Source organism: Achromobacter sp. (assembly GCF_032113835.1).
Lineage (GTDB): Bacteria > Pseudomonadota > Gammaproteobacteria > Burkholderiales > Burkholderiaceae_B > Achromobacter.
In genome coordinates this window covers 36180-58883 of record NZ_DAMCTG010000028.1, presented here as the reverse complement: position 1 = coordinate 58883, position 22704 = coordinate 36180, and the positions used below count along the sequence as shown (strand labels likewise).

Genomic DNA, 22704 nt, shown 5'->3' with positions numbered 1-22704 from the left:
ACGCGTTCGGATTCGAATTCGGCGTCCAGTACGTAAGGCGGGCGCACGAAGGCGACGTCCACCTCGCCCGCGCGCAGGCCGCGCAGCAGCGTGACGGTGTTGCTTTCCGTCAGCGTGATGCGTACGTCGGGATAGCGGTCGCGGAAGGCCCGGATGGCACGGGGCAGATAGGGGTGGAAGACGGCCGATGCGGTAAAGCCCACCGTGATGGCCCCGCGTTCGCCGCGGCCCAACCGTCTGGCCATGTCGATGGCGCGGTCCGCGCTGGCCAGGATGGCGCGTGCGTCGTCCAGGAATTGGGCGCCGGCCTCGGTCAGCGCGATGCCCCGGGGCAGGCGCAGGAACAGCGGCGTGCCGATCTCGCGTTCCAGTTGCTGGATCTGCTGGCTGAGCGGGGGTTGGCCGATGCCCAGGCGGGCTGCCGCGCGCGTGAAGTGCAGTTCCTCGGCGACGGCGGTGAAGTAACGCAGGTGGCGCAATTCCATCGTTTTTAAATATGAACGGGTCCGGTTTCATATATTGGACATATGCAGGGGAAAAGTCTACTTTGTCTGCACGGGCTCAAGCCCGGTGTTTTTCGAGAATCCTGATGTCTACCCCTTCTGCAAGTCCCGCAACAGAACGCGGCGCCACGGCGCCCGAGTATCTGGCGCGCGGCACGCCGGGCCTGCGCCGCGCTCAGTGGGCGCTCTTTGCCGCCGGCTTTTCCACCTTTTCACTGCTGTATTGCGTGCAGCCGCTCATGCCGCTTTTCACCCATGCGTTCAACGTATCGCCAGCGCAGAGCAGCCTGGTGCTGTCGTTGTGCACGGGACTACTGGCCATCGCCATCTTCTTCGTTGGCCTGTTTTCCGCCGCCTTGCCGCGCAAGCGCGTCATGGCGCTGTCCCTGTTCGCCTCCGCCGTGCTCGGCACCATCGCGGCCGTCGCGCCGGACTGGCAGAGCCTCCTGGCGCTGCGCGCGCTGCAGGGCGTGGCGATGGGCGGGGTGCCTGCGGTTGCCATGGCCTATCTTGCCGAAGAGGTCGAGCCCGGCACGCTGGGCTTCGCGATGGGGCTGTATATCAGCGGCAGCGCGTTCGGCGGGTTGTCCGGACGCGTCATCACCGGCCTGGTGTCGGACCATTTCGGCTGGCGCGCGGCGATGGGCACGCTGGGACTGCTGGGTATCGTCGCGGCCGTCCTGTTCGTGTGGCTGCTGCCGGCCTCGCGCCGCTTTACCCCGCGCCGCGGCCAGGGATGGGCGGGCGTCTGGGCGGATGTGCGGCAAGGCGCCGGCACGCACCTGAAGAACGGGCCGCTGTGCGCGCTGTTTGCGATGGGCGGGCTGCTGATGGGCGCGTTCGTCGCGGTCTATAACTACGTTGGCTTTCGTCTGCTGCTGCCGCCGTTCTCGCTAAGTCAGACCTTCATCGGGTTCATCTTCGTCGTCTACCTGGTGGGCATCTTCGCTTCGACCTGGTTCGGCCGCCTGGCCGACCGGCACGGGCGCGGCGCGATGCTGGCGGCCGCGTCGGGGCTGGCGCTGGCGGGCCTGCTGCTGACGCTGTCCAATTCGCTGCCCGTGCTGATCGCGGGGATCGTCGTCTTCACCTTCGGCTTTTTCGCGGCGCACGCCGTCGCGAGCGGCTGGGTCGGACAGATGGCGCGCGGCTACAAGGCCCTGGCCGCTTCGTTCTACCTGCTGGTCTATTACGTGGGGTCTAGCGTGCTTGGCTCGCTTGGCGGCCAATTCTGGACCGCTGGCGGCTGGCACGGCGTGGCCGCCATGGCGGGCGGGTTGCTGGCCGGCGCACTGGTGATCAGCGCGGGACTTGCCTGGCGCACCGGACGGCGGCATGCCGCGGCCGGCGCCGCCGGTCCGGCCTGAACGCGCCCTTTTTTCCCAGGAAGGGTAGCGTCGCGTTACGCAGGGTTGCGCCACGCGTGCGTCTATCGCGATACATTCTGTATTGCGATAGGGGGAACCATGCTGACCAAGCAAGACCGCGTGTCCCTGCCATGGACCGACACGCTAGCTCGTCTTGAAGACGAACGCATCATGCTGGAGCGCATTGCTGCCGGCGTACCGCTCCGGCAGGTGCTGGAACATGTGCTGCACGCCATCGAGGCCCAATCGAGCGTGAAGCTGCGCGCATCCATCGCGCTGGTGGACGACGCGGGCACCGGATTGCGGCACTGCGCCGCGCCCGAGCTGCCGGACGCGTTCAATGCTGCCGTGGACCGGGTAGCCATTGGGCCCATGGCCGCGTCCTGGGGCGCCGCGGCGCACTCGGGCATGCCGGTCTACACGGACGACATCGCCAACGACCCGCGCTGGGCGCCGTGGCGCGACCTCGCCCTGGAGAATGGCCTTCGCGCCTGTTGGTCCACGCCGATCAAGGCGCCGGATGGGCGGATCCTGGGCGTCTTCTCCAATTACTACGAAGAGAGCCGGCTGCCGTCCGCGCAGGATATCGATGCGATCGCGCTGGTCACGCGCAGTGCGGCGCTGGCGATCGAAAGGCATCTGCTGGACGTCGCGTTGCGTCGCAGCGGCCAGCGCTGGCGGGCGATGTTCGACGGCATGCAGGAAGCGTTCTTCCTGGCCGAAGCCCTGCGCGGCGATAACGGCCGCATCGCCGATTTCCGCTTTCTGGAGGTCAACCCCGCCTTTGAACGCCAGAGCGGCATGCGCGAGGGCGACACGCTCGGCCACACGCTGCGCGAAATGATTCCCGGGGTGCCCAGTCAAATCCTGGAAACGTTCGCCCAGGTCGTGGAGACGGGCGAGCCCACCCAGTTCGAGTTCGTCGTGCCCGCGCCCAAGGAGGCGTGGTACGAGGCGCGGGCGCGCAAGGAAGGCCCCGATCGCATTATGGCGCTGTTTCTTGACGTCACCGCGCGCAAGGCCGCCGAGACCGAATTGTGGGAAGGCCAGCATCGCAAGAATTTCCTGCTGGCGCTTGGCGACCGCATGCGTGAACTGCATCTGCAGCCGGCCATCGAGGAGACCGCCTGCGCGGGATTGGGACAGCATCTGTCGCTGGGTTTGGTGGCGGTGCTGGACTGGGCCGGCGACGGCGCGGCGCCGGTGGTGTCCACCTGCTGGCGGTCCGAGGCTGATCTGGTCAGCCACGACGCCCTGGCGACTGAACAGCTCGGCGACGATTTTTTCGACGCGGTGCGCAAGGGCCGCACGACCTATCTGCAGCCGCTGGTGGCGCAAGAGGGCGGCGACATCCGCCCGTCGGCCATTGTGGTGCCAATGCGCCGCTGGGCGCGGCAAGGCGGCGCCCTCATGGTCCGGCCCTCGGCGACCAGCCGGCTCAAGCCCGCGGATCTAGCCTTCGTCGAGGAAGTCGCCGAGCGGATGTGCGACGCGGTCGAGCGTTCGCAATATGCGCGCATGCTGGAGCAGCGGGTGGAGCACGCCATCGCCGAACGCGACCGCATCTGGCGGATGTCTCCCGAACTGCTGGCCGTCATTGACGGCCGGGGCCGGTTTGCCAGCGTAAATCCGGCCGTGCAACCCATCCTAGGGTGGAGTCCCGACCAGTTCCTGTCGATGGGGCTTGCCGAGCTGATCCACCCGGGCGACCTGGACGCGACGCGCGCCGCCTGGTCTCCGCACGCGGGGGCGGACGGGGCGCAACCCGCCCGGCACCTGGAGAACCGCGTCCTACGGCGCGAGGGCGGCTATAGCTGGATCACGTGGAGCATGTCGTGGTCGCAGGACAGCCTGTACGTGGCCGGACGCGACGATTCGGATCTGAAGGCCCAGGCCGAGGCGCTCGCCGACACCGAGAATGCGTTGCGCCAGGCGCAGAAGATGGAGGCGGTGGGGCGCCTGACCGGCGGCATCGCGCACGATTTCAACAACATGCTCCAGGGCATCACGGGCGCGCTGTATCTCGTTCAGCGCAAGCTGTCGGCGGGCGTGCCCGAACAGGCGCAGCGTTTCATCACGGTGGCCATGGACTCGGCGAACCGCGCGGCCCACCTGACGCAGCGCCTGCTCACCTTCTCGCGGCGTCAGCCGATCGACCCCAAGCCGTTCAGCGTCGAGGCCACGCTGCATTCCATGACGGACCTGTTCCATCGCTACACCGGCGAGCGCGTGAAACTGGTTTTCGATCTGGACCCGGACCTGTGGCCCGTCAACTGCGACAAGAACCAGTTTGAGAACGCGATGCTCAACCTGGTGATCAACGCCTGCGACTCGATGCCCAATGGCGGCGTGTTGACGGTTGCCGCCACGAACACGCAACTGGACGCGACGTCGCTGCGGCAGAGCCCGGGCGTCACGCCGGGCTCCTTCGTCGAGGTTACGGTGTCCGACGTGGGCTGCGGCATGTCGCCCGACGTGCTGGCGCACGCCTTCGATCCGTTCTTCACCACCAAGCCGCTGGGCGAGGGCACGGGGCTGGGATTGTCCATGACCTATGGCTTTGCCAAGCAGGCGGGCGGCAGCGCGGTGCTGGAAAGCGCCGAAGGCGTCGGGACGTCGGTCCGGCTGTACCTGCCGCGCCATCAGGGCGTGCCGGAAATGGCCGCCGATGCGCCGCGGGCGACTGGCGCCCAAGCGGCATCGGCGGGTCAGGCCTTCGTCATCGTCGTGGAAGACGACACGAACGTGCGCGAGATGGTGCGCGAGTCGCTGGTCGACATGGGCCTGCATGTGCTGACGGCCGGCGACGGCGAGGCGGGTCTGGAACTGGTGACGTCCACCCGCAACCTGAGTCTGCTGGTGACGGATGTGGGTCTGCCCAACCTGAACGGCCGCCAGTTGGCGGACGCGGCGCGCGTCGCACACCCTGGCCTGCGCGTCCTGCTCATGACGGGCTACGCCGAAAGTGCAGCCAGCGCGGGAGGCTTCCTGGAGGACGGCATGGAACTCATCGTCAAGCCGTTCTCGCTGGATGCGCTGGGCGAACGGGTGCAGCGGATGCTGGAGCAGAGCGCGGGGCCGCAGCGCGCGGGGTAGGGGTCAAATGAGGGGTCAAGTGTTTCAACGGCAGGTAAAAAATGCCCCGCATGGCGGACTACCAGTGGGGGAGAGGACGGAGAGGAAGTCAGGCACGGGGCTTGCGACTAGGTTGAGGCATTTCAACCAAGGAAGGAGCTACGCTATGAAATACCGTGCCATGACTTGCGCGTTTGCCATGATTGCAGGCCTTGCTGCCGGCGGTGCCTATGCCCAATCCACGGGCCGCAGCACGCAACCCACCACGCCGGCGACCACGCCGAACGACGGGGCAGCCGTGCCGCCGAACACCCAGGTGCCTCCGGGCCAGATTCCGCCCGCTCCGAACGCGGCGCCTCAGACCGGCACCACCCCGCCGAATCTGGACAAGAGCGGCCACATGAAGTCCGACAAGAGCCATTCGGAAATGCCCAATCGCAAGCGCGAGGCCAATGACAACGTGCCGAAGACCCCGGCCGGCGGCGCCACGCCTCCTCCGGGATATCCGAACACGGGCGGCAGCAAGTAAGCAGCCAAGCCAAAAAGGCTTCCGAGAGGAAGCCTTTTTTTATGGGGTGTGGTGTCTTTTGGGACGGTGTCAGACACCCTTGGGGCGGCTTGGCAACTTGGCGGTTGCTTCTTGCGGGTGTCAGACACCTGGGAGTTGAGCAACTTGAAGGTTGCTTCTTGCGGGTGTCAGACACCTGGGAGTTGAGCAACTTGGCGGTTGCTTCTTGCGGGTGTCAGACACCTGGGAGCCGTTGGCGCTGGCACCTAGGTGTCTGACACCCGCTGAGCCGCCATCACGCGTTGACGATGCAGCGCCCGGGGTGTCTGACACCGTCTCGCGCGAGCGATATCGGCACCGGTTCAGGACGGCGCCGCGCGTCAATGCTGGCGGCGCAACTCGGCTGGCGGCACGCGCAACTGGCCGCGGTATTTGGACACCGTGCGACGCGCGAGCAGGATGCCGTTGGACGCCAGTTGCTGCGTCAGCGCCACGTCGGAAAGCGGCATCGACGGATCTTCGGCGTCCACCATTTCCTTGATCAGCGCGCGCACCGCAGCCGCGGAACACGAACCGCCCGATTCCGTGGCGAGTTCGCGCGAGAAGAAGTGGCGGAATTCGAAGACGCCGCGGGGCGTGGTCATGTACTTGCTGACCGTGGCGCGCGACACCGTGGACTCGTGCATGTTCAGGTCGTCGGCCACCTCGCGCAGCATCAGCGGACGCAGGGCGACTTCGCCGTATTCGAAGAACATCTGCTGGCGCTTGACGATCGCCTCGGCCACCCGCTGGATGGTGGTGTAGCGCTGCTCGACATTGCGCACCAGCCAGCGCGCCTCCTGCAGTTCCTGCGCCATCGGGCTGCGGTCGTCCAGCCGGGCGCGGCGGAACAGGTCCGCGTAGGCGCTGTGCAGCCGCGCGCGCGGCATGGCGCTGCGATTAGGCAGCACGCGCCAGCGTCCCTGCCATTTGTCGACAAATACATCCGGCACGACGTAGACCGGCGCGTCGCCGCTGTAGCGTCCGCCCGGCTTGGGATCCAGGTGCCGGATCAGGGCGCACGCATCGCGCAGGGCGTCGTCCGAACACCCCAGGGTGCGGCGCAGACCCACGTAATCGTTCTTGCCGAGACGCTCCAGATGGTCCTGCACGATGCGCTGCGCCAGCGCGCGGGTGGCTTCGTCTTCATCCGGCAGTGCCGCCAGTTGCAGCGTCAGGCATTCGCGTAGATCGCGCGCGGCGATGCCGGGCGCATCCAGCTGCTGCACCAGACGCAGGGCCGCCATCCATTCGCTTTCGTCGGGAACCGGATTGATGTCTTCGTCGGCAGCCGTGCATAGATTCTCCAACGGCGTGCGCAGATAGCCGTCGTCGTCCAGCGCGTCGATGATGAATTCGGCCAGCAGACGGTCGCGCGGCTGCACGTGATAGTTGCCCAGTTCGAAGGACAGGCGATCGCGCATCGATACGCTGGCGCAGGCCCATTGGCCCAGGTCGCTGTCGCCGCCGGAAGGGGCGTGCGTGGGGTAGTCGCCCGAGTAGGCGGGGGCGTCGGGCGGGGGCTCATCAATGTCCGGGGTTTCGGAAGCCGCCACGGGTTCCGGCGCGGGCTGGCCATCGGCCTGTTCCGTCATCTCGCCGCGGACGCCAGGCGCAGCCGGGGCCACCTCGGGCTCCGATTCGTCCGGATCTTCGAGAAAAGGGTTGGTGGCAAGCGCGTGTTGCACCGCCGTTGTGAACTCCAACGCCGACATCTGAAGCAGCTTGACGGATTGTTGCAGACGCGGCGCCAGCGTCATTTGCTGGCGCAGGCGAAGTTCTTGCATCGGGTGGCCCAATCGAGTCTCCTGAAGGGGCAGCCGCCGGAAGGCGGCTCATTCCTTTCATAGACGCAAAGATCGTGCCAGCCTGTCCTGAGGGGCATGGCCGCGCCGGGAACGCGACATGCTGGGACAGTATTACAAAGGGGACGGTAATAACTGCTCAGGCGGCCGCTTCGGGCTCGTCCTTTTCATAGACATCCAGACGGTTGTAGAGCGTCTTCAGACTGACGCCCAGCGTCTCGGCGGCCAGGCGTTTGTCGCCGGCGTGATGCGCCAACGTGGCCAGGATGAATTCGCGCTGGGCGCGACCCAGCGGCATGCCCACGGGAAAGTTCAGCGAACCCTCGCGCACCTGCGCCTGGTTCGGGCCGTGCTTGCGCGTCAGGAGCTCGGTGTCGAGCTGCGTGTCGGCCATGATGTAGGCGCGCTGGATCACGTTGCGCAGTTCCCGCACGTTGCCCGGCCAGTCGTGCGCTTTGATCGCTTCCAGCATGTGCGGAGAAAACGTCTTTTGCGTGCCGTGCTGCGCATTCAACGTGTCCAGGAATTGCTTGGCGAGGAGCAGGGCGTCGTCGCCGCGCTCGCGCAGCGGCGGCACGCGCAATGGAATCACGAGCAGACGGTGCAGGAAGTCCTGGCGCAGCCGGCCGTCCGCGACGGAAGCGGCAGGGTCGCGGTTGCTGGCGCAGATGACGCGCACATTGGCGCGCAAGACGTCGGTGCCGCCCACGCGCTGATACGTGCCGACTTCCAGCACGCGCAGAAAGTGCACCTGCATGTCCGGCGGCATTTCCGTGACTTCGTCCAGGAACAGGGTGCCGCCGCTCGCAAATTCGAAATAGCCGGCGTTCTGGGCCACCGCCCCGGTGAAGCTGCCTTTCTCGTGGCCAAAGAGTTCGGCATGCGCCAACGATCCGCTGATCGCGCCGCAGTTGACCGCCACGAAGGGCTGGTCGCGGCGATCGCTTGCGTCATGGATGGAACGCGCTACGATTTCCTTACCCGCGCCACTTTCGCCGATAATGAACACGCTTGCATCGGTGGCCGCGGCAAGGGCGATCTGGCTTCCCAGCTTTCGCATCTGCGGCGACATGCCGCTGGTGTCTGCGAACACGGAAGAGGGCGAAGGTGCGGTGTTTCGCGTAGCGGTATTTCGACTAGCCATGCTTGATCCTCAGTCCCGGACTCGGGCCTGCAATAAGCCCATCGTAGAGGGCGGCCGGACGTCTGATTGCGACGAGTTGCAAGCATTGGAAAACGTTAGTGGAATGCGACACATATTTGCACGGCCCGACCCCATAGTGACTATTCTGAGGGTTATAGAAGGGATACGGAGATAGCATGCCTCACCTGCTAATCGTCGATGACGACGATGCGATACGAGAAACACTGGCCGAAATCGGCCGCGATAGCGGGTTTTCGGTGGCCCTGGCGGCCAGCGTCAAGGACGCCCTGATCCAGCTCGAACGGCAAGCGCCCGACCTGGTGCTGACGGACGTCCGGCTGCCGGGCGGCAGCGGCATGGACATTTTCAAGAACGTTGCCGCGAGCAGCGCCGAAGTGGTGGTGATGACCGGCCACGGTACTGTCGACAACGCCGTCCAGGCTTTGCGCCTGGGTGCGACCGACTATCTGGTCAAGCCGATCTGCATGGAGCGCCTGGAGGAAATTCTCAAGCGCATCATGATCAATTCGGGCGGCGAGTTGCCCGGTACGCCTTTTGAGGAACCGGGCCGTTTCGGCAAGCTGTACGGCAAGTCCGAACGGATGCAGGCGCTGTACCGTCAGATCGGGCGCGTGGCGCCCACCACGGTCACCACCTTGCTGATCGGTGAAAGCGGCACCGGCAAGGAACTGGCCGCTCATGCCATCCACGAACTCAGTCCGCGCCGGCAGCGGCCATTCATCGCGGTCAACTGCGGCGCGATTTCGCCCAATCTGATCGAAAGCGAAATGTTCGGCCACGAGCGCGGCAGCTTTACCGGCGCCGATCGCCAGCACAAGGGTTATTTCGAACGCGCGGATGGCGGCACGCTGTTCCTGGACGAAGTCACCGAGATGCCGCTTGACCTGCAGGTCAAGCTGTTGCGCGTGCTGGAGACGGGGCAGTTCATGCGCGTGGGGACCAATCGCGAGATCGCGTGCGACATCCGTGTGGTGGCCGCCACGAACCGCAATCCGGAACAGGCCGTGCAGGAAGGCAAGCTGCGCGAAGACTTGTACTACCGGCTGAGCGTGTTTCCCATCGAGCTGCCGGCGCTACGCGATCGCGGTAGCGACATCCAGTTTCTGGCGCAGCGTTTCCTGCAGACGCTCAACGAAGAGTCCGGCAAGAGCAAGGCGTTTTCGCCCGAGGCGGCAGCGGCGCTTGAGCAATATGAATGGCCCGGCAACGTGCGCGAACTGAAGAACTTCGTTCGCCGCGCGTTCATCATGGCCGATGGCGATGTGCTGGATCTGGAAATGCTGGTGCCGCAAGTCTCTCCGGCTGGCGAGTCGCCGGGCGGCCAGGTCAGCGTGCCCGTCGGGGAGACGCTGGCAGAAGCCGATCGGCGTCTTATCCTGGCGACGCTCGAGCGCTGCAATGGCGTGAAAAAGCAGGCTGCCGCCGTGCTGGGCATCAGTCCCAAGACGCTCTACAACCGTCTCGAGGAATACGCGGCAGCGGGCTATCCGCTACCCAGCGAAAATTCCCGGGCGGGTGGACCGTCCCGGGATTCCGCCTAGACCCGTTTATTTGTTGTAGCGGGTCTTCAGATCTGCCATGCAGGCGTCCTTGGCGTTACCGGACATGGCGTCGCACTTTTCCTTGCCGACTTTATAGTCGGCATCGTTGCGCGCCTTGGTCGCGTCATGGGAGGCTTCGGCCTTTTCCTTCGCGGCCTTGGCGTCTGCCTTGGCCTTGTCGCGCGTGGCTTCGGCCTGTTGCTGGCAAACGTCCTTCTGGTTGCCCTTCATGCCGTCGCATTGCTTCCTGTCCATCTTGTATTGATTGTCGATCTGATCGTCCGTGCGCACGCCGGCGGCGCCGGTCTGCGCAGAGGCCTGGAACGCCAGGACCGAAAAGCACAGGGCAAAAGCGGGGCAAATCGTTTTGGACAGCTTCATGACTGACTCCTTTGGAAAGTGGTCCGATAGTTGGCGGACCCAACCAGGCTCAGAGCAAGCGCCGTGCCCGGATTCATCAGGCACGGCGCTTGCGTACCAAGCCGCGTCCCATCCGCCATCCTCGGAGCGGCGCGTATCAAGGAGAGCATTCATGACGACCCAACACGAACAACAGCCGGGAAAGTCCAAGGCCAACACGCCGAAGGACGAAACCGAAGCGTCGAACCAGAGCGGGCAGTTCGGCTCGGACAAGCCGAGCGACAAGGGGCAGCCCTACAAGCGCGAGTCGGACAAGGCGCCGAATCGTGGGGGACCTGAGTATGAAGAGGGCGGGCAGTATCCAGGCAAGCGGCCTGAAGGGAAGTGACACGGGTTCAGCGGCGGCGCGGCCTGGCGCCACCCACCGCAGATGACGCGGGCGCCTGTGCTGAAGGGATTCAGCGAGGCGCTTCGCTCAGATCATCCGCCAGGCGGAACAGCAGCACGACGCAGTACAACGCCGCGAGCCCGATCAGGGCATAGGCGACGCGCGCTGCCGCGGCATGCGGCAGAATTTTTGCAATGACATCCAGATTGACCGCGGCGATCAAGCCGCTGTTCAACCCCCCGGCCACCACGGCGATCAGTGCCGTCCAATCCAGCACGGACAGGCTGCGCCTCGTGCTGTCAACGCCGTCTTCCGGCAGCGGCAGCGATATCGATTGCGGCAATACGTCCGTCAAAGGCTGCGGGTCATCCGTGTCGCGACCGCCAAGCAACGCCTCAGGTCGGGAAATTTGCATCATCTGTCCTTATGGGGCGGCGCGCCGCCGATGCGTGGTCTTAGCCGCCGTTGCGGACCGGGTCGGGCGCATCGCGCGAGATGCCGGCTTCGTCTGCGTCCGTGATGCGATCGGTGGCGACGTCGGCGCCGTCGTCGTCCTCGAAGTCCGGTTCCACGCTTTCGCGTTCGCCGGTGGCCTGCGAGTCGCTGTCGGTGTGCCGGCGGTCGAACGGCAGGTCGCTAGCGGAATCCGAAGAGTCGCTGGGACCCAGGTCGGGCCGGCCGCTGTCGTCGGGGTTCAGATCAGTATCGGGAATACGGGGCATGGCAATCTCCGGATAGGGACGGGTGCGGACGCGGAAGGGGTCGCGGGCGTCGCATTTCGTCGCACAATGGCAGCAAATGCCATGCCGAAGGGGCGGATCGACGACGCGACCGGACGGGGCCGGAGCAGCGCAGGTATGGAAGTTGCTCCTGCTGGGTGAATTTTCTACCGGGAGATTGTCATGTCCTTGATTGTCGCTGCACGGTTCCAGACCTTCGACGAAGCCACGCTGGCCGCCCAGAAGCTGTTTGCCGAGGGCTATACCGAGGACGACATCCACACGTTCTACGTCAGCATCGCGGGCGAGCACGGGCGGTTTCCATTGGGCGGCGACCGAATCGCGGATCCAGACGCCAAAGGCGGGCATTTTGGCGCCGTGGCCGGCGCCTCGCTGCTGGGGCTGGTGTTTGCCTTGGTGGCGGGGGTGATTGCCGCGCAATTGGCCGCGTCGATCTTCATCACGATCGCCGCTGCGGGCGTGGGCGCCTATATCGGCGCGCTGGCGGGCGCCATGTGGGTGATCGGCCGCAAGAAGCGCGTGCGAACCGCGCCCGGCGAACCGGAAAAGTCCCACCCGCCGGTGCGGCAGGCCGGCGTGATGCTGGCGCTGCATGTGGACTTTGGACGCGAGCAACAGGCGCGCCAGATTCTGCGCGATGCCGGCGGCACGGATATCGAGCGGGCGAACGGTCGCTGGCAGGATGGGAAGTGGCAGGATTTCGATCCCCTGGATCCGCCGCGCCGCGTCGAAGCGCCCACCACCGCGAACTGAAGGCCCTGTGGCCAACCGGAGATAGAACAATGAAGCCACTTTCCATCCCCTCGTTCGCGGCCGTGGCCGCAGCGGTTGTCCTGGCGGGCGCTGGCCATCTGAGCCACGCCGCGGAGCTGGATGCGTCCGACGCCCGCTTCCTGCAGGCTGCCTCGGGATCAGGCCTGTTTGAAGTGCAGGCCGCCGAGCTGGCCGGCAAGCGAGCGCAGGATGCGCAGGTGCGGGCCTTCGCGGCGAAGATGCTGGAACAGCACGCCGCCGTGAACAAGGAGCTGAAGGCGCTGGCCGCCGCGAAAAATGTGTCGCTGCCTGACCAACCGGCCGAGCCCGAACGCGCCACGCTGCACGAGCTGCGCGGCATGACCGGCGCAGCCTTCGACCAGCTATACATCCAGAAGGCCGCCGTCGACGCGCACGCCAACGCGAACCGCCTGTTCGAGACGGCGGCGAAAGCGTCAGAGGATGCGCAGGTGCGCGACTTTGCGGTTCGGACCTTGCCGATGCTCAGTGATCACTATGCGATGAGCCGCGCGCTGCAGCGAGAACCCGCCGTCAATGGCGAGAAGATCCACCCCGCGCCCAAGGGCGAAGCGCCGCCGGTGTCGCCGGCATCGCGCGCGGCCCCGGCTTCGGTCGTGCCGGAAAAGTGAAGACGAAGTGGGGCACGTTGTGGCGCCCGGTAATGTGGGCGTTCAGTCGCCCGCGCTGCCGGTGATGGGCAGCACGATGCCCGTGATGTAGCTCGAGCATTCGGCCGATGCCAGAAAGACGTAGGCCGGCGAGATTTCCTCGGGCTGGGCGGGGCGTTTCAAGTCAGTCTTTTCGCCGAACGACTTGATCTCTTCGGCGCTTCGATCGGCGGGATTCAGGGGCGTCCACACGGGGCCTGGCGCCACCGCGTTCACGCGAATGCCTTGCTCGGCCAGATTGGATGCCAGCGACCGCGTGAACGCGTGGATCGCGCCTTTGGTCGACGAATAGTCCAGCAGCTTGCCGCTGCCGTTCAGGCCCGTGACGGATCCGGTGTTGATGATCGCGTCGCCCGTCTTCAAGTGTTCAAGCGCTGCGCGCGCCATGTAGAAATAGCCGGTGATGTTGGTGCGAAGCGTCTTGTCCCATTTCTCGTCGCTGATTTCCTGCAGCGTGTCGGTGTGCAGCTGGTACGCGGCATTGTTGACCAGGATGTCGAGCTTGCCGAAATGCTTGACGACCTGCGCCACCGCTTCGTTGCAGAACGCCGAATCCTGCACGTCGCCGGGGATCAGCAGGCACTGACGGCCTTCCGCCTCGACCACGCGGCTGGTTTCCTTGGCGTCTTCGTGTTCGTCCAGGTACAGCACCGCGACGTCGGCGCCTTCGCGGGCAAACAGGACCGCCACCGCGCGGCCGATGCCGGAGTCGCCGCCGGTGACGATGGCAACCTTGTCCTGCAGCTTGCCGCTGCCTTTGTAGCCGGGCGCCTGGTACTGCGGTTTGAGCACCATGTCGGCTTCAACGCCTGGCTGTTCGTCCAGGTGCTGGCCCGGCATGGGCGGCGTGGGATGCGGGCGGTCGCCGGTCTGGGCGTTCTTGGGTGTGCTCATGTTCTCTCCCATTGGGCGGCGCGGGATGCGCCTTGCGCCCGGGAGTCAAGCAAACGCCGTTCCTGGCGACCGCGCTGACGGCCTACTGGCGGCCGACGATGACGCCGAGCAGAAACGCTGCACCCGCCGCCAGTCCGACGGCCTGCCAGGGGCGCGCGTGGATGTATTCCTCGGTGCAATCCAGGGTTTCGCGCATGAGGTCATGCGCGTTGTCGGACGCGTCGCGCAGGCTTTGACGCGTGGCCTGAAGCTGGTCGCCCAAACGCGCCTTCAAGGCCTCAAGGTCCGTTGCCGAGCTGTCGCTGAGCGTGGCTTCCAGCTCGTCGATCCAGCTTTCCGGATGCCGCGAGCGCCTGTAGGCGCCACGATTGTCGGGGCCGTTCTCGGGGAAGTCGGAAGGCATAGGGGTATTCGTCGTGGCCATCGAAAGCTCCTTGACTGTCGGGCGGAAAATGCGCCGTCGCGGCCGGCCCGGGCGGCCGCGGGGCGGGGCGAGGCTTACGCCTCGACCATGTCTCGGCATGCCAGCGTGCAGGCGATGCAGGCGCCCGCGCAAATCTGGCAAGGTTCGAAGTCGTGCGTGGAGCATTGCCGCGCGCAGGCATCGCAAACCAGCGCGCACAACGTGCACAGCGCCTGCGCAAATTCGCCTTCGCGGGCCAACATGGCCGCGCATAGCCGGCAGACTGCGGCGCAATCGGTGCACAAGCTGATGCAGGACCTGAGTTGCGCCGGATTCCGCCGCAGGCAGCTGGCGGCGCACTGGTCGCAGGCCACCGCGCATTCATAGCAGGCTTGCACACATTGTTCGAAGTTTGGGTCTCGCATTGCATCTCCTTGTGAGCGGCCGGGGCCGCGCAGCCACACAAGGGCAGGGCGGCGGGCGGCACATCCGCTTGCAATTTGAAGGTCTTGACAGTTTTTCCTGCGGGCGAGGGGCCGTAGGATGAAGGTTCGCACTGGCAGGAGATACCCATGAAACCTTCGTCCGCACCCAAATCCACCCCGTCGGCGCGCGCCGACAAGCCGTCGCAGGACAACGCTAAGATACTGCCGCCGAGCGGTCCCGTCGACGTGCCGAATCTACCGGATAAACCCGACGCCGATACGCCCGACGAGGCCGCGCGCGACAAGCGCGAAGTGGTCGACAACAAGACCGAGTCGAACTGGGCTGACGGCTCCGCGCCGCAGCCCCGCGCCAAGAACGCGCGCTCGTCGATCTTCTGATTACGCATCGGCCGCCTGCCGTTCGTGAAGGAACGCGAGCAGGCGCCGCTCGTCGGCGCTGAGTCCGCGCGGGCCCGCCGGGGCGGCCTTGCGGGCCGGCAGCATGCCGGTCAAGTACGCTTCCATGATCGCCGGATGCACATAACACGCGCGGCAGACGGCCGGCGTATTGGCCAGGCGTTTCGACACCTGCTTGATGATGTCCACGGCTTCCTGCCTGGCGTGGCGCTCGTCTTCAAACGGACGTGCCTGCAGCGCGGCATAGGCCATGACGGAGCCCGCCCAGGTGCGATAGTGTTTCGCCGTGTACTCGCCGCCGCCGGCGGTGCGCAGGTAGGCGTTGACCGCGCCTGAATCGACCGGACGTTTGTCGCCGTCCGCATCCAGATACTGAAATAACTGCTGCCCCGGGATATCCAGGCATTGCTTGATGATGCGGGCGACGCGCCGGTCCGTGACGGTGACGTCGTGCGCCACACCGCTCTTGCCCTGGAATCTGAACCGGAAGCGGCTCCCGGCCACGGTGGTGTGGCGGCGCGTCAGCGTCGTGAGGCCATACGATTTGTTGGCCCGCGCGTATTCGCGTCCGCCGATGCGGATCAGCGTGATCTCCAGCAGGCGCACCAGTACGGCGATCACCTTGTCCTGCGTGAGGCCCGGTATCTTCATGTCGCGCTCGACCTGGCGGCGGATGCGAGGCAGGGCATGGCCGAATGACAAGAGGTTCTTGTATTTGGTGGCATCGCGCACCGCCGTCCAACCCGGGTGGTAGCGGTACTGCTTGCGGCCCCGGGCGTCGCGCCCCGTGGCCTGCAGATGCCCATCCTTCAACGGGCAGATCCACACGTCTTCGTAGGCCGGCGGAATCGCCAGGGCGTTGATGCGCTGGATTTCCGATTCGTCGGTGACGCGTGCGCCTTTTTCGTCAAGGTAATGAAACGTATGGGCGTTGACCCGCATGCGGGTATAGCCAGGCTGCGTGTCGTCCACATAGATCAGCGCTGCCTCTTCGACGGGCAGCGGATCCGGGTCCTGTTGCGTGCGGGTGCTCATTCAATCTCCGGGTGCGCGCGGGTGCGCCCCGACCCAGCACGCCGCGTTCCCAACCGGGCCGCGCCGGGCGTCGCTCGGGTTTGGGCACGGCGCTTGCTGAAGGCCTTGTCGGCAATCGTGCTGCCGGAACCGCCCACCGGGCCGGCAGCGCCGCCCGCAAGAGAATCTTCAGAGGAGAGTGCAATGCAAACCGTCCTGCAACTACATGTGCCGCCGAAGCCGGACCCGATTCCGCCCGGCTCGCCACCGGGCGACCTGCCCGTGGATCCGGATACCGATGAGCCGGACGTGGATCTGCCGCCGCTGTCCCCGCCGGTCAAGGAAATCGTGCCGCCGAAAGACGCCTGACGCTTCGCCCCTTTACAACTCGAACCAATAAGACCAAGGAGTCATTATGTCGACCATCCTGCTGATCATCCTGATCCTGCTGCTCATCGGCGCCGTGCCTGCCTGGCCCCACAGCCGTGGCTGGGGCTACTACCCCAGCGGCCTGCTCGGCATCGTCGTGGTCGTGCTCATTGTGCTGCTGCTGATGGGACGCATATAGCGCCTTGACGCGCTGACGGCCGCCGGGCGCGTGCGCGCGCCTCGCCGGCCGCGCCTCGCCGGCCGCACCTCGCCGGCTGCGTTGCGATGGGCCGCCGCGGGATAGGCCGCATTGGAATGCGGCATCTCAGCGGGCGCCCGTTCTGGCGCGCTTGCCGCGTCGGGCGTAAGATCTGCGGGTTTCAGCAGCAACCCACATAGACCCGCAGCCCCGACATGAGCATCCCCTTATTGATCCTGATCGACAGCGTTCAGGACTATCTTCCCGTCATCGAATCCCAGGGCTTTCGCCCGATTCCCGCCACCACCGACCAGACCCGCGCCCAGGCCATCCAGGACCACGGCGCCGGGATTCGCGCCGTCTTGACGCGCGGCGCCACCGGCCTGCGTGCCGATGAAATCGCGGCATTGCCCCAATTGAGCATCGTGTGCTCGCTGGGTGTCGGCTATGAAAACATCGACCTCGCGGCGGCGCACGCGCGCGGCATCGAGGTCACGAATGGTCCCGGCGCCAATGCCGTGTCCGTTGCCGACCACGCGATGGCGTTGCTGCTGGGCGCCGCCCGCCGGCTGCCGCAGGCCGATGCCTGGGTCCGGCAAGGACACTGGAGCGGCTTCATGGGTCCGCAGGTCAGCGGCAAGCGGCTGGGCATTCTGGGGCTGGGCACGATCGGACTGGAAATCGCCCGGCGCGGCGCGAACGGCTTTGGCATGAGCGTGGGGTATTACAACCGCCGTGCGCGGCCGGAATCCGGCTACACGTATTTCGACAATCCGCGCGCGCTCGCTGCCGAGTCCGATTTTCTGGTGGTGGCCACGCCGGGCGGCGCCGGCACGCATCATCTGGTGGACGCCGGCGTGCTGGAGGCGTTGGGGCCGGACGGCTATCTGATCAATATCGCGCGCGGCAGCGTGGTCGACACGGACGCCTTGATTGCCGCGCTGGCCGACAAGCGCATCGCCGGCGCGGGCCTGGATGTGGTGGACGGCGAGCCGATCATTCCTGCTGCGCTGAAGCAGTTGGACAACGTGGTGTTGACGCCGCATAGCGCAGGGCGTTCGCCCGAAGCGGTGGCGGCGACCGTGGCGTTGTTCCTGGAAAACGCCACGGCACATTTTGCCGGTAAGCCGGTGCTGACGCCGGTGCGGGACGGGAACCTCGTGGCCGCGTGATTCCGTAAGACTGTTTGCCGTCGTGAAGGCGGCGTCGGCGGATATGCCGATCTTGAATGCGCCGAAGCCGCGTCCTGAGTGGACGCGGCGTCGGCGTTTTTGCGGCTAGGGTGCAGGCTATGCCATCAGTGCGAGAACATGATCGGCACCGTCATGCTCTTCAGGATGGAGGCGGTGGCGCCGCCCATCGCCCATTCCCTGAACTTGCTGTGGCCATACGCGCCCATGACGATCAGGTCGGCACTGTAATCGGCGGCGGCATTCAGGATGGTGCTGCCGACGCCGACGCCCTTGATGTCGCGGCGCACGTGATCCGGCGCGGGAATGCCGTGCGCCACGAAGTACGTGACCAGGTCTTCGAAGGGGATGGATTCGACGTTGCGGGTGGCCGCACCTTCGTCCATGGTCAGCACGACCACATGCGAGGCGCCTTGCAGCAGCGGCGTGGCATCGGCCAGTGCGCGGGCGGCTTCGCGGCTGCCGTCCCAGCAGAGCAGGACGCGGTCGCCGACGACCGGGAATTCGCCGCTGGACGGCACCACCATGACGGGGCGACCCGCGGTCAGCAGGGTTTGTTCGACGAATTCGTTTTCGTGGGCGGCCTCGACGTCGTCGCGGTTCTGCTGGCTGACGACGATGAGGTCGCCTGCGCGGCCGTGCAGGGCGACGGTGGCGCTGGGCGAGGATTCACCGGCGCGGACGACGGCCGGTACGTCTGCGGTGGCGGCCGCTTCCAGAAAGGCGTTTTGCACCTCGCCGCGGTTCTGGGCCTGCAGGTTCTTCATGATGTTGAGCGTGCGCGACATCATGACGGATTCGCCGTAGTAGTACTGCGGCGGGGCGGAGCTGGCGTAGACCCCCACCAGTTCGGCCTTGTGGCGCTTGGCCAGTTCAAGCGCCAGCGCGGTGCGGCGCTTGCAGTCAAATCCGTGGTCCAGGTGGACGGAAATGCGGCGGTACATGGTGGGCCTCCTTGGTTGAACGAGCCATGTCCGTATGGTTGCCGTTTAACCAGAGCACTCCATTGATGCGCGTCAAGCCGGTTGGAGTTTCGCCCCGCCGGCTCAATGCAAGCCGCTATTGCAAGCCGCTATTGCGGCGCCGGATCCCGCTGCACGCGGTCGCGCAGTTGGCGGATCTGGCGCGCCTGCTGCGCGATGCGGTCGAGCGGCGCGGCCAGCGCCGGTTCGGCGGCGGCGATGACTGCGGGAACCTTCATGCCGCGCGCCTCGGGGACGGGGCCGGGGCTGGGTTCGGAGCCTTCAGGATGCAGCACGTGCGCCAGCACCGCGCCGTAATCGCGCAGCGCGGCCGCCGCCGGGGAATCCGGCGGGAGCGCCGGCTGAATTTCCAGCACGGTGCCTGCCGCCGTGATGCGGCGCATGGCGTTGAGCAGGTTCACGGCGGTGTCCACGTTGCGCTCGCGATGCACCGGATTCTGTTGAAGGCGCTGAAGCGACGCCTCGGCGTTGTCGGCCGACAGGCACGCAAGCCGGCGCAGGCCGACGATGTCGCGGGCGGCGGCGTCGCCGCTCTTTTCCTCTGCCAGGGCCTGCGCGTAATCGGCATGCCGCTGCAACGCGCGGGCGAGGGCACCGGCCAGTTGCCGCGGCTCTTTCTCGGGCCAGACCAGAAAGCCGACCAGCAGCGCCAGGATGCCGCCCAGCACGCTGTTGAACGCGCGCAGCGCGGCCAGCGTCGGCTCGTAGATCTCGGGCTGCTGGATGTGGCTGACAAGCACGAACTGCGACGTCAGGAAGAAGGTGTACAGCGCGTAGTGGACGGTGCGTGCGGCGAACGTGCCCAGCGCGATGGGCAGGACCGCCAGCGCCACGGACAGCGGGGTGGTGAGCAACAGTCCCAGCAACGAGGCGCTGATGGCGCCGGCCACGCTGCCGATCACCCGCTCGACCGTGCGCTGCCAGGTGGTCGCAAAGTAGGGCTGCAGGATGAAGATCAGCGTCAGCGACATCCAGTAGCCGTGGTTGACGGCGAAGGTCTTGGACAGCGCCACGGCGATCGTGGCGCCCACGCCGACGCGCAGCGCGTGGCGGAAGGCATCGGATTCAAACCGGAGGTTCTGGCGCAAGGTGCGCCAGGCCTGCCGGGCGCCCGTGCCGTCGCTGGCGCGATGCGCCGGCGCGGCGGGGGTCGCGCCCAGGTCGAACAACGACTGCGTGACCGCCTGGGCGTTGTGCAGCAGGCGGTCCAGCACCGGCACCACGCTGGCCAGATCCGGTGCATAGGCCATTGCCCCGCCGCGCAGATCGCGCAGTCCGGCGTTGTAGTGCGCCAGGCGCTCACGCAGGCACTCAGCCTGCTTGGGGTCGCTGACGTCGGAGGTGCTGGCGATGGCGTTGCAGACACTGGCGTAGCGGTGCAACGCGTGCGACAAGTGCGCCCCGGCGCTGCGGCCCAGCCAGCGCGGGGCGTTGGATTCCAACAGGTCGGCGGCGGCGACCAGCGCAATGAAGCTGTCCTCGGCGCTGTCCAGCAGGTACAGCAATTGATGCGCGCGGGCGCGGCGCGAAGGGCGGGCGTCGAGCACCTCGCGGATGCGGACGCGGGCGGCCTCCAGCGCGGCGCGCTGGGCGCTGCGCTGCGGCCGGACGACGGCGCTCCAGGCCTGCGGCCCCGCGGCGGGCGCCAGGCCGGAATACATGCGGGCCAGTGCATCGGAAAAGTCCGCCAGACCCCGGTAGCAGTGGGCGACCGCGTGGGTCGCGTCCTTCCAGGGCCGGCGGCGCCACACGAGCGCCGTCATCAGGATCGCCCACACCGCGCCCGCCAGAAAGAACAGCGTGTACCAGAGGCTTTCGGTGATCGTCGGAGCCGGCAGTTCGGCGGCCACGACGAAGCCCGCCGACAGCAGCGTGCCCACGATGGCGGCGGCGGGACCCAAAACGCGCAGCAGTCCGCCGAAGGTGCAGCACACAAAGGTCAGCGGCAACAGCAGCCAGACATGGGATGCGCTGGCGCTGGCCAGCAGGCAGTACAAGGCGCCGATCAGGCCCAGCGCCAGCATCGACCCGGCGCGCTTGCGCAGCGGACCTCCGGGGTCGCCGAAGCAGGCCCAGAACGCGGCGATGGCGGTCCAGCCCAGGCGCGGCTCGTTCACCAGCACGGCGAGGATGACGGGGGCCGCGCTGATGGCGGCGGCTTGCAGGGCATCGAGCCACAGCACATTGCGCAGGGAGGCGCGCCAACGGGTAAGCAGACTAATCACGCGGATGAAATGCAGCGGAAAAAAGGGCGGGTCGGGGCCGAAAGACCGCAACCGTACCATGTCGACAAGACAGTGGCGGACGAATGCAGGACGAGATTTGCCGGTGCCCGGCAGGCGTCGCGCCAGCCGCCCGCAAAGCCGCGCCAAACATGAATTTGCGCACCTTAACACCGTTGGTTACATGTGTGTGACTTTATGGCGAGGAGGGCGCAGAATGCGTCAATATCGTGTTCCGATCTGCGCCCGGACAGCGTAGGCAACATGTCGGAACACAACTGGAGCAAGCCGATGATCAATACCGAGTCTTGCCAACATCCCGTGGTCAGCGATGCGGAAATCACCGCCATGATCACCGGCCGCGATGGGCTACGTGTGCTCTTGCAGCCGCAAGTCGACCTGCTGACAGGTCGCATCGTTTCTGCCGAAGCGCTGGTGCGCTGGCAGCACCCACAGCTGGGCATCGTCATGCCCGCCGATTTCATTCCCGCGGTGAACCGGCTGGGGTTGGACTGCATGCTGTTCGAGCGCGTGTGCGTGCGGGTCATCGACGCGCTGCAGACGCTGCGCCGCGTTGGCGTGGCCGTGCCGCTGGCGATCAATGCGCCGGCCACCACGCTTTCCGAACTGCGTTGCGTCGATTTCCTGCTGGACCGTGTGCGGGCTGCGGAATTGCCCCCGTCGCTGGTGCGCGTGGAATTGACTGAAGACCAGCCCATTCACGATCTGGACGTGCTGCGCGCGTCGCTGTTGCGTCTGGAAGAGGCGGGCTGCGAAGTCAGCCTGGACGACTTCGGCACCGGCCACGCGTCGTTGAAGCTGCTGTCCGCGCTCCCCCTGTCCGAAGTGAAGATCGATCAGTATTTCGTCACGCGCATGCGGCGCAGCGCGGTAGCGTTCGAGGTCCTGCGCACCGCCGCGGAGCTGGCCACCCGGCTGGGCTGGCGCGTGGTCGCGGAAGGCGTGGAAAACGTGGCGGACATTCCCGCCCTGCGTGCGGCGGGGTGCCGTTATGGGCAGGGGTTTTCGTTGGGCCGGCCCATGCCGCTGGACGAATTGATTCTGCGCCTGCGCACGCAGCGCGACGGCGGCGAGCCGCTGGCGGCGCCCGCCACCTATGCGTCGTCATGGTTGGACGCCTTCGACGGTCCCGGCCAGGATGCCGAACCGGGCCGTCCGGCCGTACGCACGGCCATGCTGTAGACACCCTGCAAGGGTAGTTTTTACCGATCGACGCGGGAATTTCCGCCCGGCGCCTCCGTCCCCAGAAATAGCCTTCCTCGTTTCTCCCGTGTGCGCCGGGTTAGGCACGGCGGTTGCTCAAGAGTAAGTGCGGAATATCTCCGCTTCTATTCAGGAGACGTGCAATGGCCAACCAGAACCAACCAGACCAGCAGAAGCAACCGCAAAAGCAACAATCCCAGGAAAATCCCCGGGATCGCAACCAGCCGGGGCAACAGCCCGGTCAATCGGGCCAGCAGATGGATAAAGACCGCAATCAGCAAGGTCAGACTTCCGATCAGCAAAACAAGACTCAGCGCTGATGGCGTTGGCTACGCCAGCCGCGTGACCAGCGCGCGGTTGAATGCGTAGTGCCTGACGGCCCCGGCCGCGTCCCCTCTCCGTGACGTGTCCGGGGCCGAATTGCGTTTGAA

The 22704-nt window shown here is 66.3% G+C and carries 25 protein-coding genes; 13 read left to right on the top strand and 12 right to left on the bottom strand.

The annotated features are described in order from the left end of the window. Positions 1-485, bottom strand: a 485-nt coding sequence (locus RT697_RS12500) for a LysR family transcriptional regulator (protein ID WP_313699241.1), incomplete at its 3' end; no start/stop codon positions are given. A 104-nt stretch (positions 486-589) separates the two neighbouring features. Here RT697_RS12500 and RT697_RS12495 point away from each other — a divergent pair. From RT697_RS12495 to RT697_RS12485, 3 genes are all read left to right on the top strand, one after another. Then, entirely contained in the window at positions 590-1870 is a 1281-nt protein-coding gene (locus tag RT697_RS12495; RefSeq protein ID WP_313699239.1) for an MFS transporter, read from the top strand. 99 nt (positions 1871-1969) lie between these two features. Continuing rightward, entirely contained in the window at positions 1970-4966 is a 2997-nt protein-coding gene (locus tag RT697_RS12490; protein WP_313699237.1) for a GAF domain-containing protein, read from the top strand. 145 nt (positions 4967-5111) lie between these two features. After that, positions 5112-5474, top strand: a complete 363-nt coding sequence (locus RT697_RS12485) for a hypothetical protein (RefSeq protein ID WP_313699236.1) — start codon at positions 5112-5114, stop codon at positions 5472-5474. Between the two features lie 359 nt (positions 5475-5833). On the opposite strand, the gene RT697_RS12480 is transcribed toward RT697_RS12485, so the two are convergent. After that, positions 5834-7279, bottom strand: a complete 1446-nt coding sequence (locus RT697_RS12480; protein ID WP_313699235.1) for an RNA polymerase factor sigma-54 — start codon at positions 7277-7279, stop codon at positions 5834-5836. A 157-nt stretch (positions 7280-7436) separates the two neighbouring features. Next, positions 7437-8441: a sigma-54 dependent transcriptional regulator gene (locus RT697_RS12475; protein WP_313699233.1), complete on the bottom strand. Its 1005-nt coding sequence runs from the start codon at positions 8439-8441 to the stop codon at positions 7437-7439. A gap of 176 nt (positions 8442-8617) precedes the next feature. On the opposite strand from RT697_RS12475, the gene RT697_RS12470 reads away from it, so the two are divergent. Next, the gene (locus RT697_RS12470) at positions 8618-10003 is read left to right on the top strand and encodes a sigma-54 dependent transcriptional regulator (protein ID WP_313699231.1); all 1386 of its coding nucleotides are present in this window, start codon (positions 8618-8620) and stop codon (positions 10001-10003) included. 6 nt (positions 10004-10009) lie between these two features. Here the strand turns inward: RT697_RS12470 and RT697_RS12465 are convergent, their stop codons facing one another. Next, positions 10010-10384, bottom strand: coding sequence for a hypothetical protein (locus tag RT697_RS12465; RefSeq protein ID WP_313699245.1), 375 nt, complete (start codon positions 10382-10384; stop codon positions 10010-10012). A gap of 151 nt (positions 10385-10535) precedes the next feature. Here RT697_RS12465 and RT697_RS12460 point away from each other — a divergent pair, with 151 nt between their 5' ends. Beyond that, complete coding sequence (locus RT697_RS12460) at positions 10536-10751, top strand: hypothetical protein (protein ID WP_313699229.1); 216 nt, start codon at positions 10536-10538, stop codon at positions 10749-10751. Between the two features lie 70 nt (positions 10752-10821). On the opposite strand, the gene RT697_RS12455 is transcribed toward RT697_RS12460, so the two are convergent. Beyond that, positions 10822-11169: a DUF378 domain-containing protein gene (locus RT697_RS12455; RefSeq protein ID WP_313699227.1), complete on the bottom strand. Its 348-nt coding sequence runs from the start codon at positions 11167-11169 to the stop codon at positions 10822-10824. Positions 11170-11206: 37 nt separating this feature from the next. Continuing rightward, positions 11207-11473: a hypothetical protein gene (locus RT697_RS12450; RefSeq protein WP_056561174.1), complete on the bottom strand. Its 267-nt coding sequence runs from the start codon at positions 11471-11473 to the stop codon at positions 11207-11209. 180 nt (positions 11474-11653) lie between these two features. Between RT697_RS12450 and RT697_RS12445 the strand changes: the two genes are divergently transcribed. Then, a complete protein-coding gene (locus tag RT697_RS12445; RefSeq protein ID WP_313699225.1) occupies positions 11654-12244 on the top strand; it encodes a hypothetical protein in 591 nt (196 codons plus the stop codon). A gap of 29 nt (positions 12245-12273) precedes the next feature. Beyond that, on the top strand, positions 12274-12894 hold the full coding sequence (locus RT697_RS12440) for a DUF4142 domain-containing protein (protein ID WP_313699223.1): 621 nt from the start codon (positions 12274-12276) through the stop codon (positions 12892-12894). Between the two features lie 42 nt (positions 12895-12936). On the opposite strand, the gene RT697_RS12435 is transcribed toward RT697_RS12440, so the two are convergent. The 3 genes from RT697_RS12435 to RT697_RS12425 all read right to left on the bottom strand — a co-directional run bounded on the left by RT697_RS12435 (position 12937) and on the right by RT697_RS12425 (position 14493). Next, positions 12937-13827, bottom strand: coding sequence for an SDR family oxidoreductase (locus RT697_RS12435; RefSeq protein WP_313699221.1), 891 nt, complete (start codon positions 13825-13827; stop codon positions 12937-12939). A gap of 82 nt (positions 13828-13909) precedes the next feature. Beyond that, complete coding sequence (locus RT697_RS12430; protein ID WP_313699219.1) at positions 13910-14230, bottom strand: glycine zipper domain-containing protein; 321 nt, start codon at positions 14228-14230, stop codon at positions 13910-13912. A 95-nt stretch (positions 14231-14325) separates the two neighbouring features. Beyond that, entirely contained in the window at positions 14326-14493 is a 168-nt protein-coding gene (locus RT697_RS12425; RefSeq protein WP_313699217.1) for a hypothetical protein, read from the bottom strand. A 309-nt stretch (positions 14494-14802) separates the two neighbouring features. On the opposite strand from RT697_RS12425, the gene RT697_RS12420 reads away from it, so the two are divergent. Beyond that, positions 14803-15054, top strand: a complete 252-nt coding sequence (locus tag RT697_RS12420) for a hypothetical protein (protein WP_313699215.1) — start codon at positions 14803-14805, stop codon at positions 15052-15054. Here the strand turns inward: RT697_RS12420 and RT697_RS12415 are convergent, their stop codons facing one another. Further along, a complete protein-coding gene (locus tag RT697_RS12415; protein WP_313699213.1) occupies positions 15055-16107 on the bottom strand; it encodes a DNA topoisomerase IB in 1053 nt (350 codons plus the stop codon). 183 nt (positions 16108-16290) lie between these two features. Here RT697_RS12415 and RT697_RS12410 point away from each other — a divergent pair, with 183 nt between their 5' ends. The 3 genes from RT697_RS12410 to RT697_RS12400 all read left to right on the top strand — a co-directional run bounded on the left by RT697_RS12410 (position 16291) and on the right by RT697_RS12400 (position 17826). After that, positions 16291-16455: a hypothetical protein gene (locus tag RT697_RS12410; protein ID WP_167427925.1), complete on the top strand. Its 165-nt coding sequence runs from the start codon at positions 16291-16293 to the stop codon at positions 16453-16455. Between the two features lie 46 nt (positions 16456-16501). After that, entirely contained in the window at positions 16502-16654 is a 153-nt protein-coding gene (locus tag RT697_RS12405; RefSeq protein ID WP_082578807.1) for a DUF3309 family protein, read from the top strand. A gap of 215 nt (positions 16655-16869) precedes the next feature. After that, positions 16870-17826 (top strand): 2-hydroxyacid dehydrogenase, encoded by a 957-nt coding sequence (locus RT697_RS12400; RefSeq protein WP_313699211.1) that lies wholly within the window; start codon positions 16870-16872, stop codon positions 17824-17826. Between the two features lie 125 nt (positions 17827-17951). Here RT697_RS12400 and RT697_RS12395 read toward each other — a convergent pair whose 3' ends face one another. Both RT697_RS12395 and RT697_RS12390 read right to left on the bottom strand, forming a co-directional pair. Next, the gene (locus RT697_RS12395) at positions 17952-18788 is read right to left on the bottom strand and encodes a universal stress protein (protein WP_313699210.1); all 837 of its coding nucleotides are present in this window, start codon (positions 18786-18788) and stop codon (positions 17952-17954) included. A gap of 128 nt (positions 18789-18916) precedes the next feature. Continuing rightward, complete coding sequence (locus RT697_RS12390; RefSeq protein ID WP_313699209.1) at positions 18917-21052, bottom strand: FUSC family protein; 2136 nt, start codon at positions 21050-21052, stop codon at positions 18917-18919. Between the two features lie 261 nt (positions 21053-21313). On the opposite strand from RT697_RS12390, the gene RT697_RS12385 reads away from it, so the two are divergent. Continuing rightward, positions 21314-22252, top strand: a complete 939-nt coding sequence (locus RT697_RS12385; RefSeq protein WP_313699208.1) for an EAL domain-containing protein — start codon at positions 21314-21316, stop codon at positions 22250-22252. A 164-nt stretch (positions 22253-22416) separates the two neighbouring features. Beyond that, positions 22417-22593, top strand: a complete 177-nt coding sequence (locus tag RT697_RS12380) for a hypothetical protein (protein ID WP_313699207.1) — start codon at positions 22417-22419, stop codon at positions 22591-22593. The last annotated feature ends 111 nt before the right edge of the window (positions 22594-22704 follow it).

What these genes read in the sequence shown, in the direction of transcription:
- RT697_RS12470 (WP_313699231.1), top strand. Translation starts at nt 8,618, where the DNA reads ATGCCTCACCTGCTAATCGTCGATGACGACGATGCGATACGAGAAACA.
- RT697_RS12400 (WP_313699211.1), top strand. Translation starts at nt 16,870, where the DNA reads ATGAGCATCCCCTTATTGATCCTGATCGACAGCGTTCAGGACTATCTT.
- RT697_RS12445 (WP_313699225.1), top strand. Translation starts at nt 11,654, where the DNA reads ATGTCCTTGATTGTCGCTGCACGGTTCCAGACCTTCGACGAAGCCACG.
- RT697_RS12405 (WP_082578807.1), top strand. Translation starts at nt 16,502, where the DNA reads ATGTCGACCATCCTGCTGATCATCCTGATCCTGCTGCTCATCGGCGCC.
- RT697_RS12420 (WP_313699215.1), top strand. Translation starts at nt 14,803, where the DNA reads ATGAAACCTTCGTCCGCACCCAAATCCACCCCGTCGGCGCGCGCCGAC.
- RT697_RS12440 (WP_313699223.1), top strand. Translation starts at nt 12,274, where the DNA reads ATGAAGCCACTTTCCATCCCCTCGTTCGCGGCCGTGGCCGCAGCGGTT.
- RT697_RS12410 (WP_167427925.1), top strand. Translation starts at nt 16,291, where the DNA reads ATGCAAACCGTCCTGCAACTACATGTGCCGCCGAAGCCGGACCCGATT.
- RT697_RS12430 (WP_313699219.1), bottom strand. Translation starts at nt 14,230, where the DNA reads ATGCCTTCCGACTTCCCCGAGAACGGCCCCGACAATCGTGGCGCCTAC.
- RT697_RS12385 (WP_313699208.1), top strand. Translation starts at nt 21,314, where the DNA reads ATGTCGGAACACAACTGGAGCAAGCCGATGATCAATACCGAGTCTTGC.
- RT697_RS12395 (WP_313699210.1), bottom strand. Translation starts at nt 18,788, where the DNA reads ATGTACCGCCGCATTTCCGTCCACCTGGACCACGGATTTGACTGCAAG.
- RT697_RS12425 (WP_313699217.1), bottom strand. Translation starts at nt 14,493, where the DNA reads ATGTTGGCCCGCGAAGGCGAATTTGCGCAGGCGCTGTGCACGTTGTGC.
- RT697_RS12475 (WP_313699233.1), bottom strand. Translation starts at nt 8,441, where the DNA reads ATGGCTAGTCGAAATACCGCTACGCGAAACACCGCACCTTCGCCCTCT.
- RT697_RS12465 (WP_313699245.1), bottom strand. Translation starts at nt 10,384, where the DNA reads ATGAAGCTGTCCAAAACGATTTGCCCCGCTTTTGCCCTGTGCTTTTCG.
- RT697_RS12480 (WP_313699235.1), bottom strand. Translation starts at nt 7,279, where the DNA reads ATGCAAGAACTTCGCCTGCGCCAGCAAATGACGCTGGCGCCGCGTCTG.
- RT697_RS12380 (WP_313699207.1), top strand. Translation starts at nt 22,417, where the DNA reads ATGGCCAACCAGAACCAACCAGACCAGCAGAAGCAACCGCAAAAGCAA.
- RT697_RS12460 (WP_313699229.1), top strand. Translation starts at nt 10,536, where the DNA reads ATGACGACCCAACACGAACAACAGCCGGGAAAGTCCAAGGCCAACACG.
- RT697_RS12455 (WP_313699227.1), bottom strand. Translation starts at nt 11,169, where the DNA reads ATGATGCAAATTTCCCGACCTGAGGCGTTGCTTGGCGGTCGCGACACG.
- RT697_RS12435 (WP_313699221.1), bottom strand. Translation starts at nt 13,827, where the DNA reads ATGAGCACACCCAAGAACGCCCAGACCGGCGACCGCCCGCATCCCACG.
- RT697_RS12495 (WP_313699239.1), top strand. Translation starts at nt 590, where the DNA reads ATGTCTACCCCTTCTGCAAGTCCCGCAACAGAACGCGGCGCCACGGCG.
- RT697_RS12485 (WP_313699236.1), top strand. Translation starts at nt 5,112, where the DNA reads ATGAAATACCGTGCCATGACTTGCGCGTTTGCCATGATTGCAGGCCTT.
- RT697_RS12450 (WP_056561174.1), bottom strand. Translation starts at nt 11,473, where the DNA reads ATGCCCCGTATTCCCGATACTGATCTGAACCCCGACGACAGCGGCCGG.
- RT697_RS12415 (WP_313699213.1), bottom strand. Translation starts at nt 16,107, where the DNA reads ATGAGCACCCGCACGCAACAGGACCCGGATCCGCTGCCCGTCGAAGAG.
- RT697_RS12490 (WP_313699237.1), top strand. Translation starts at nt 1,970, where the DNA reads ATGCTGACCAAGCAAGACCGCGTGTCCCTGCCATGGACCGACACGCTA.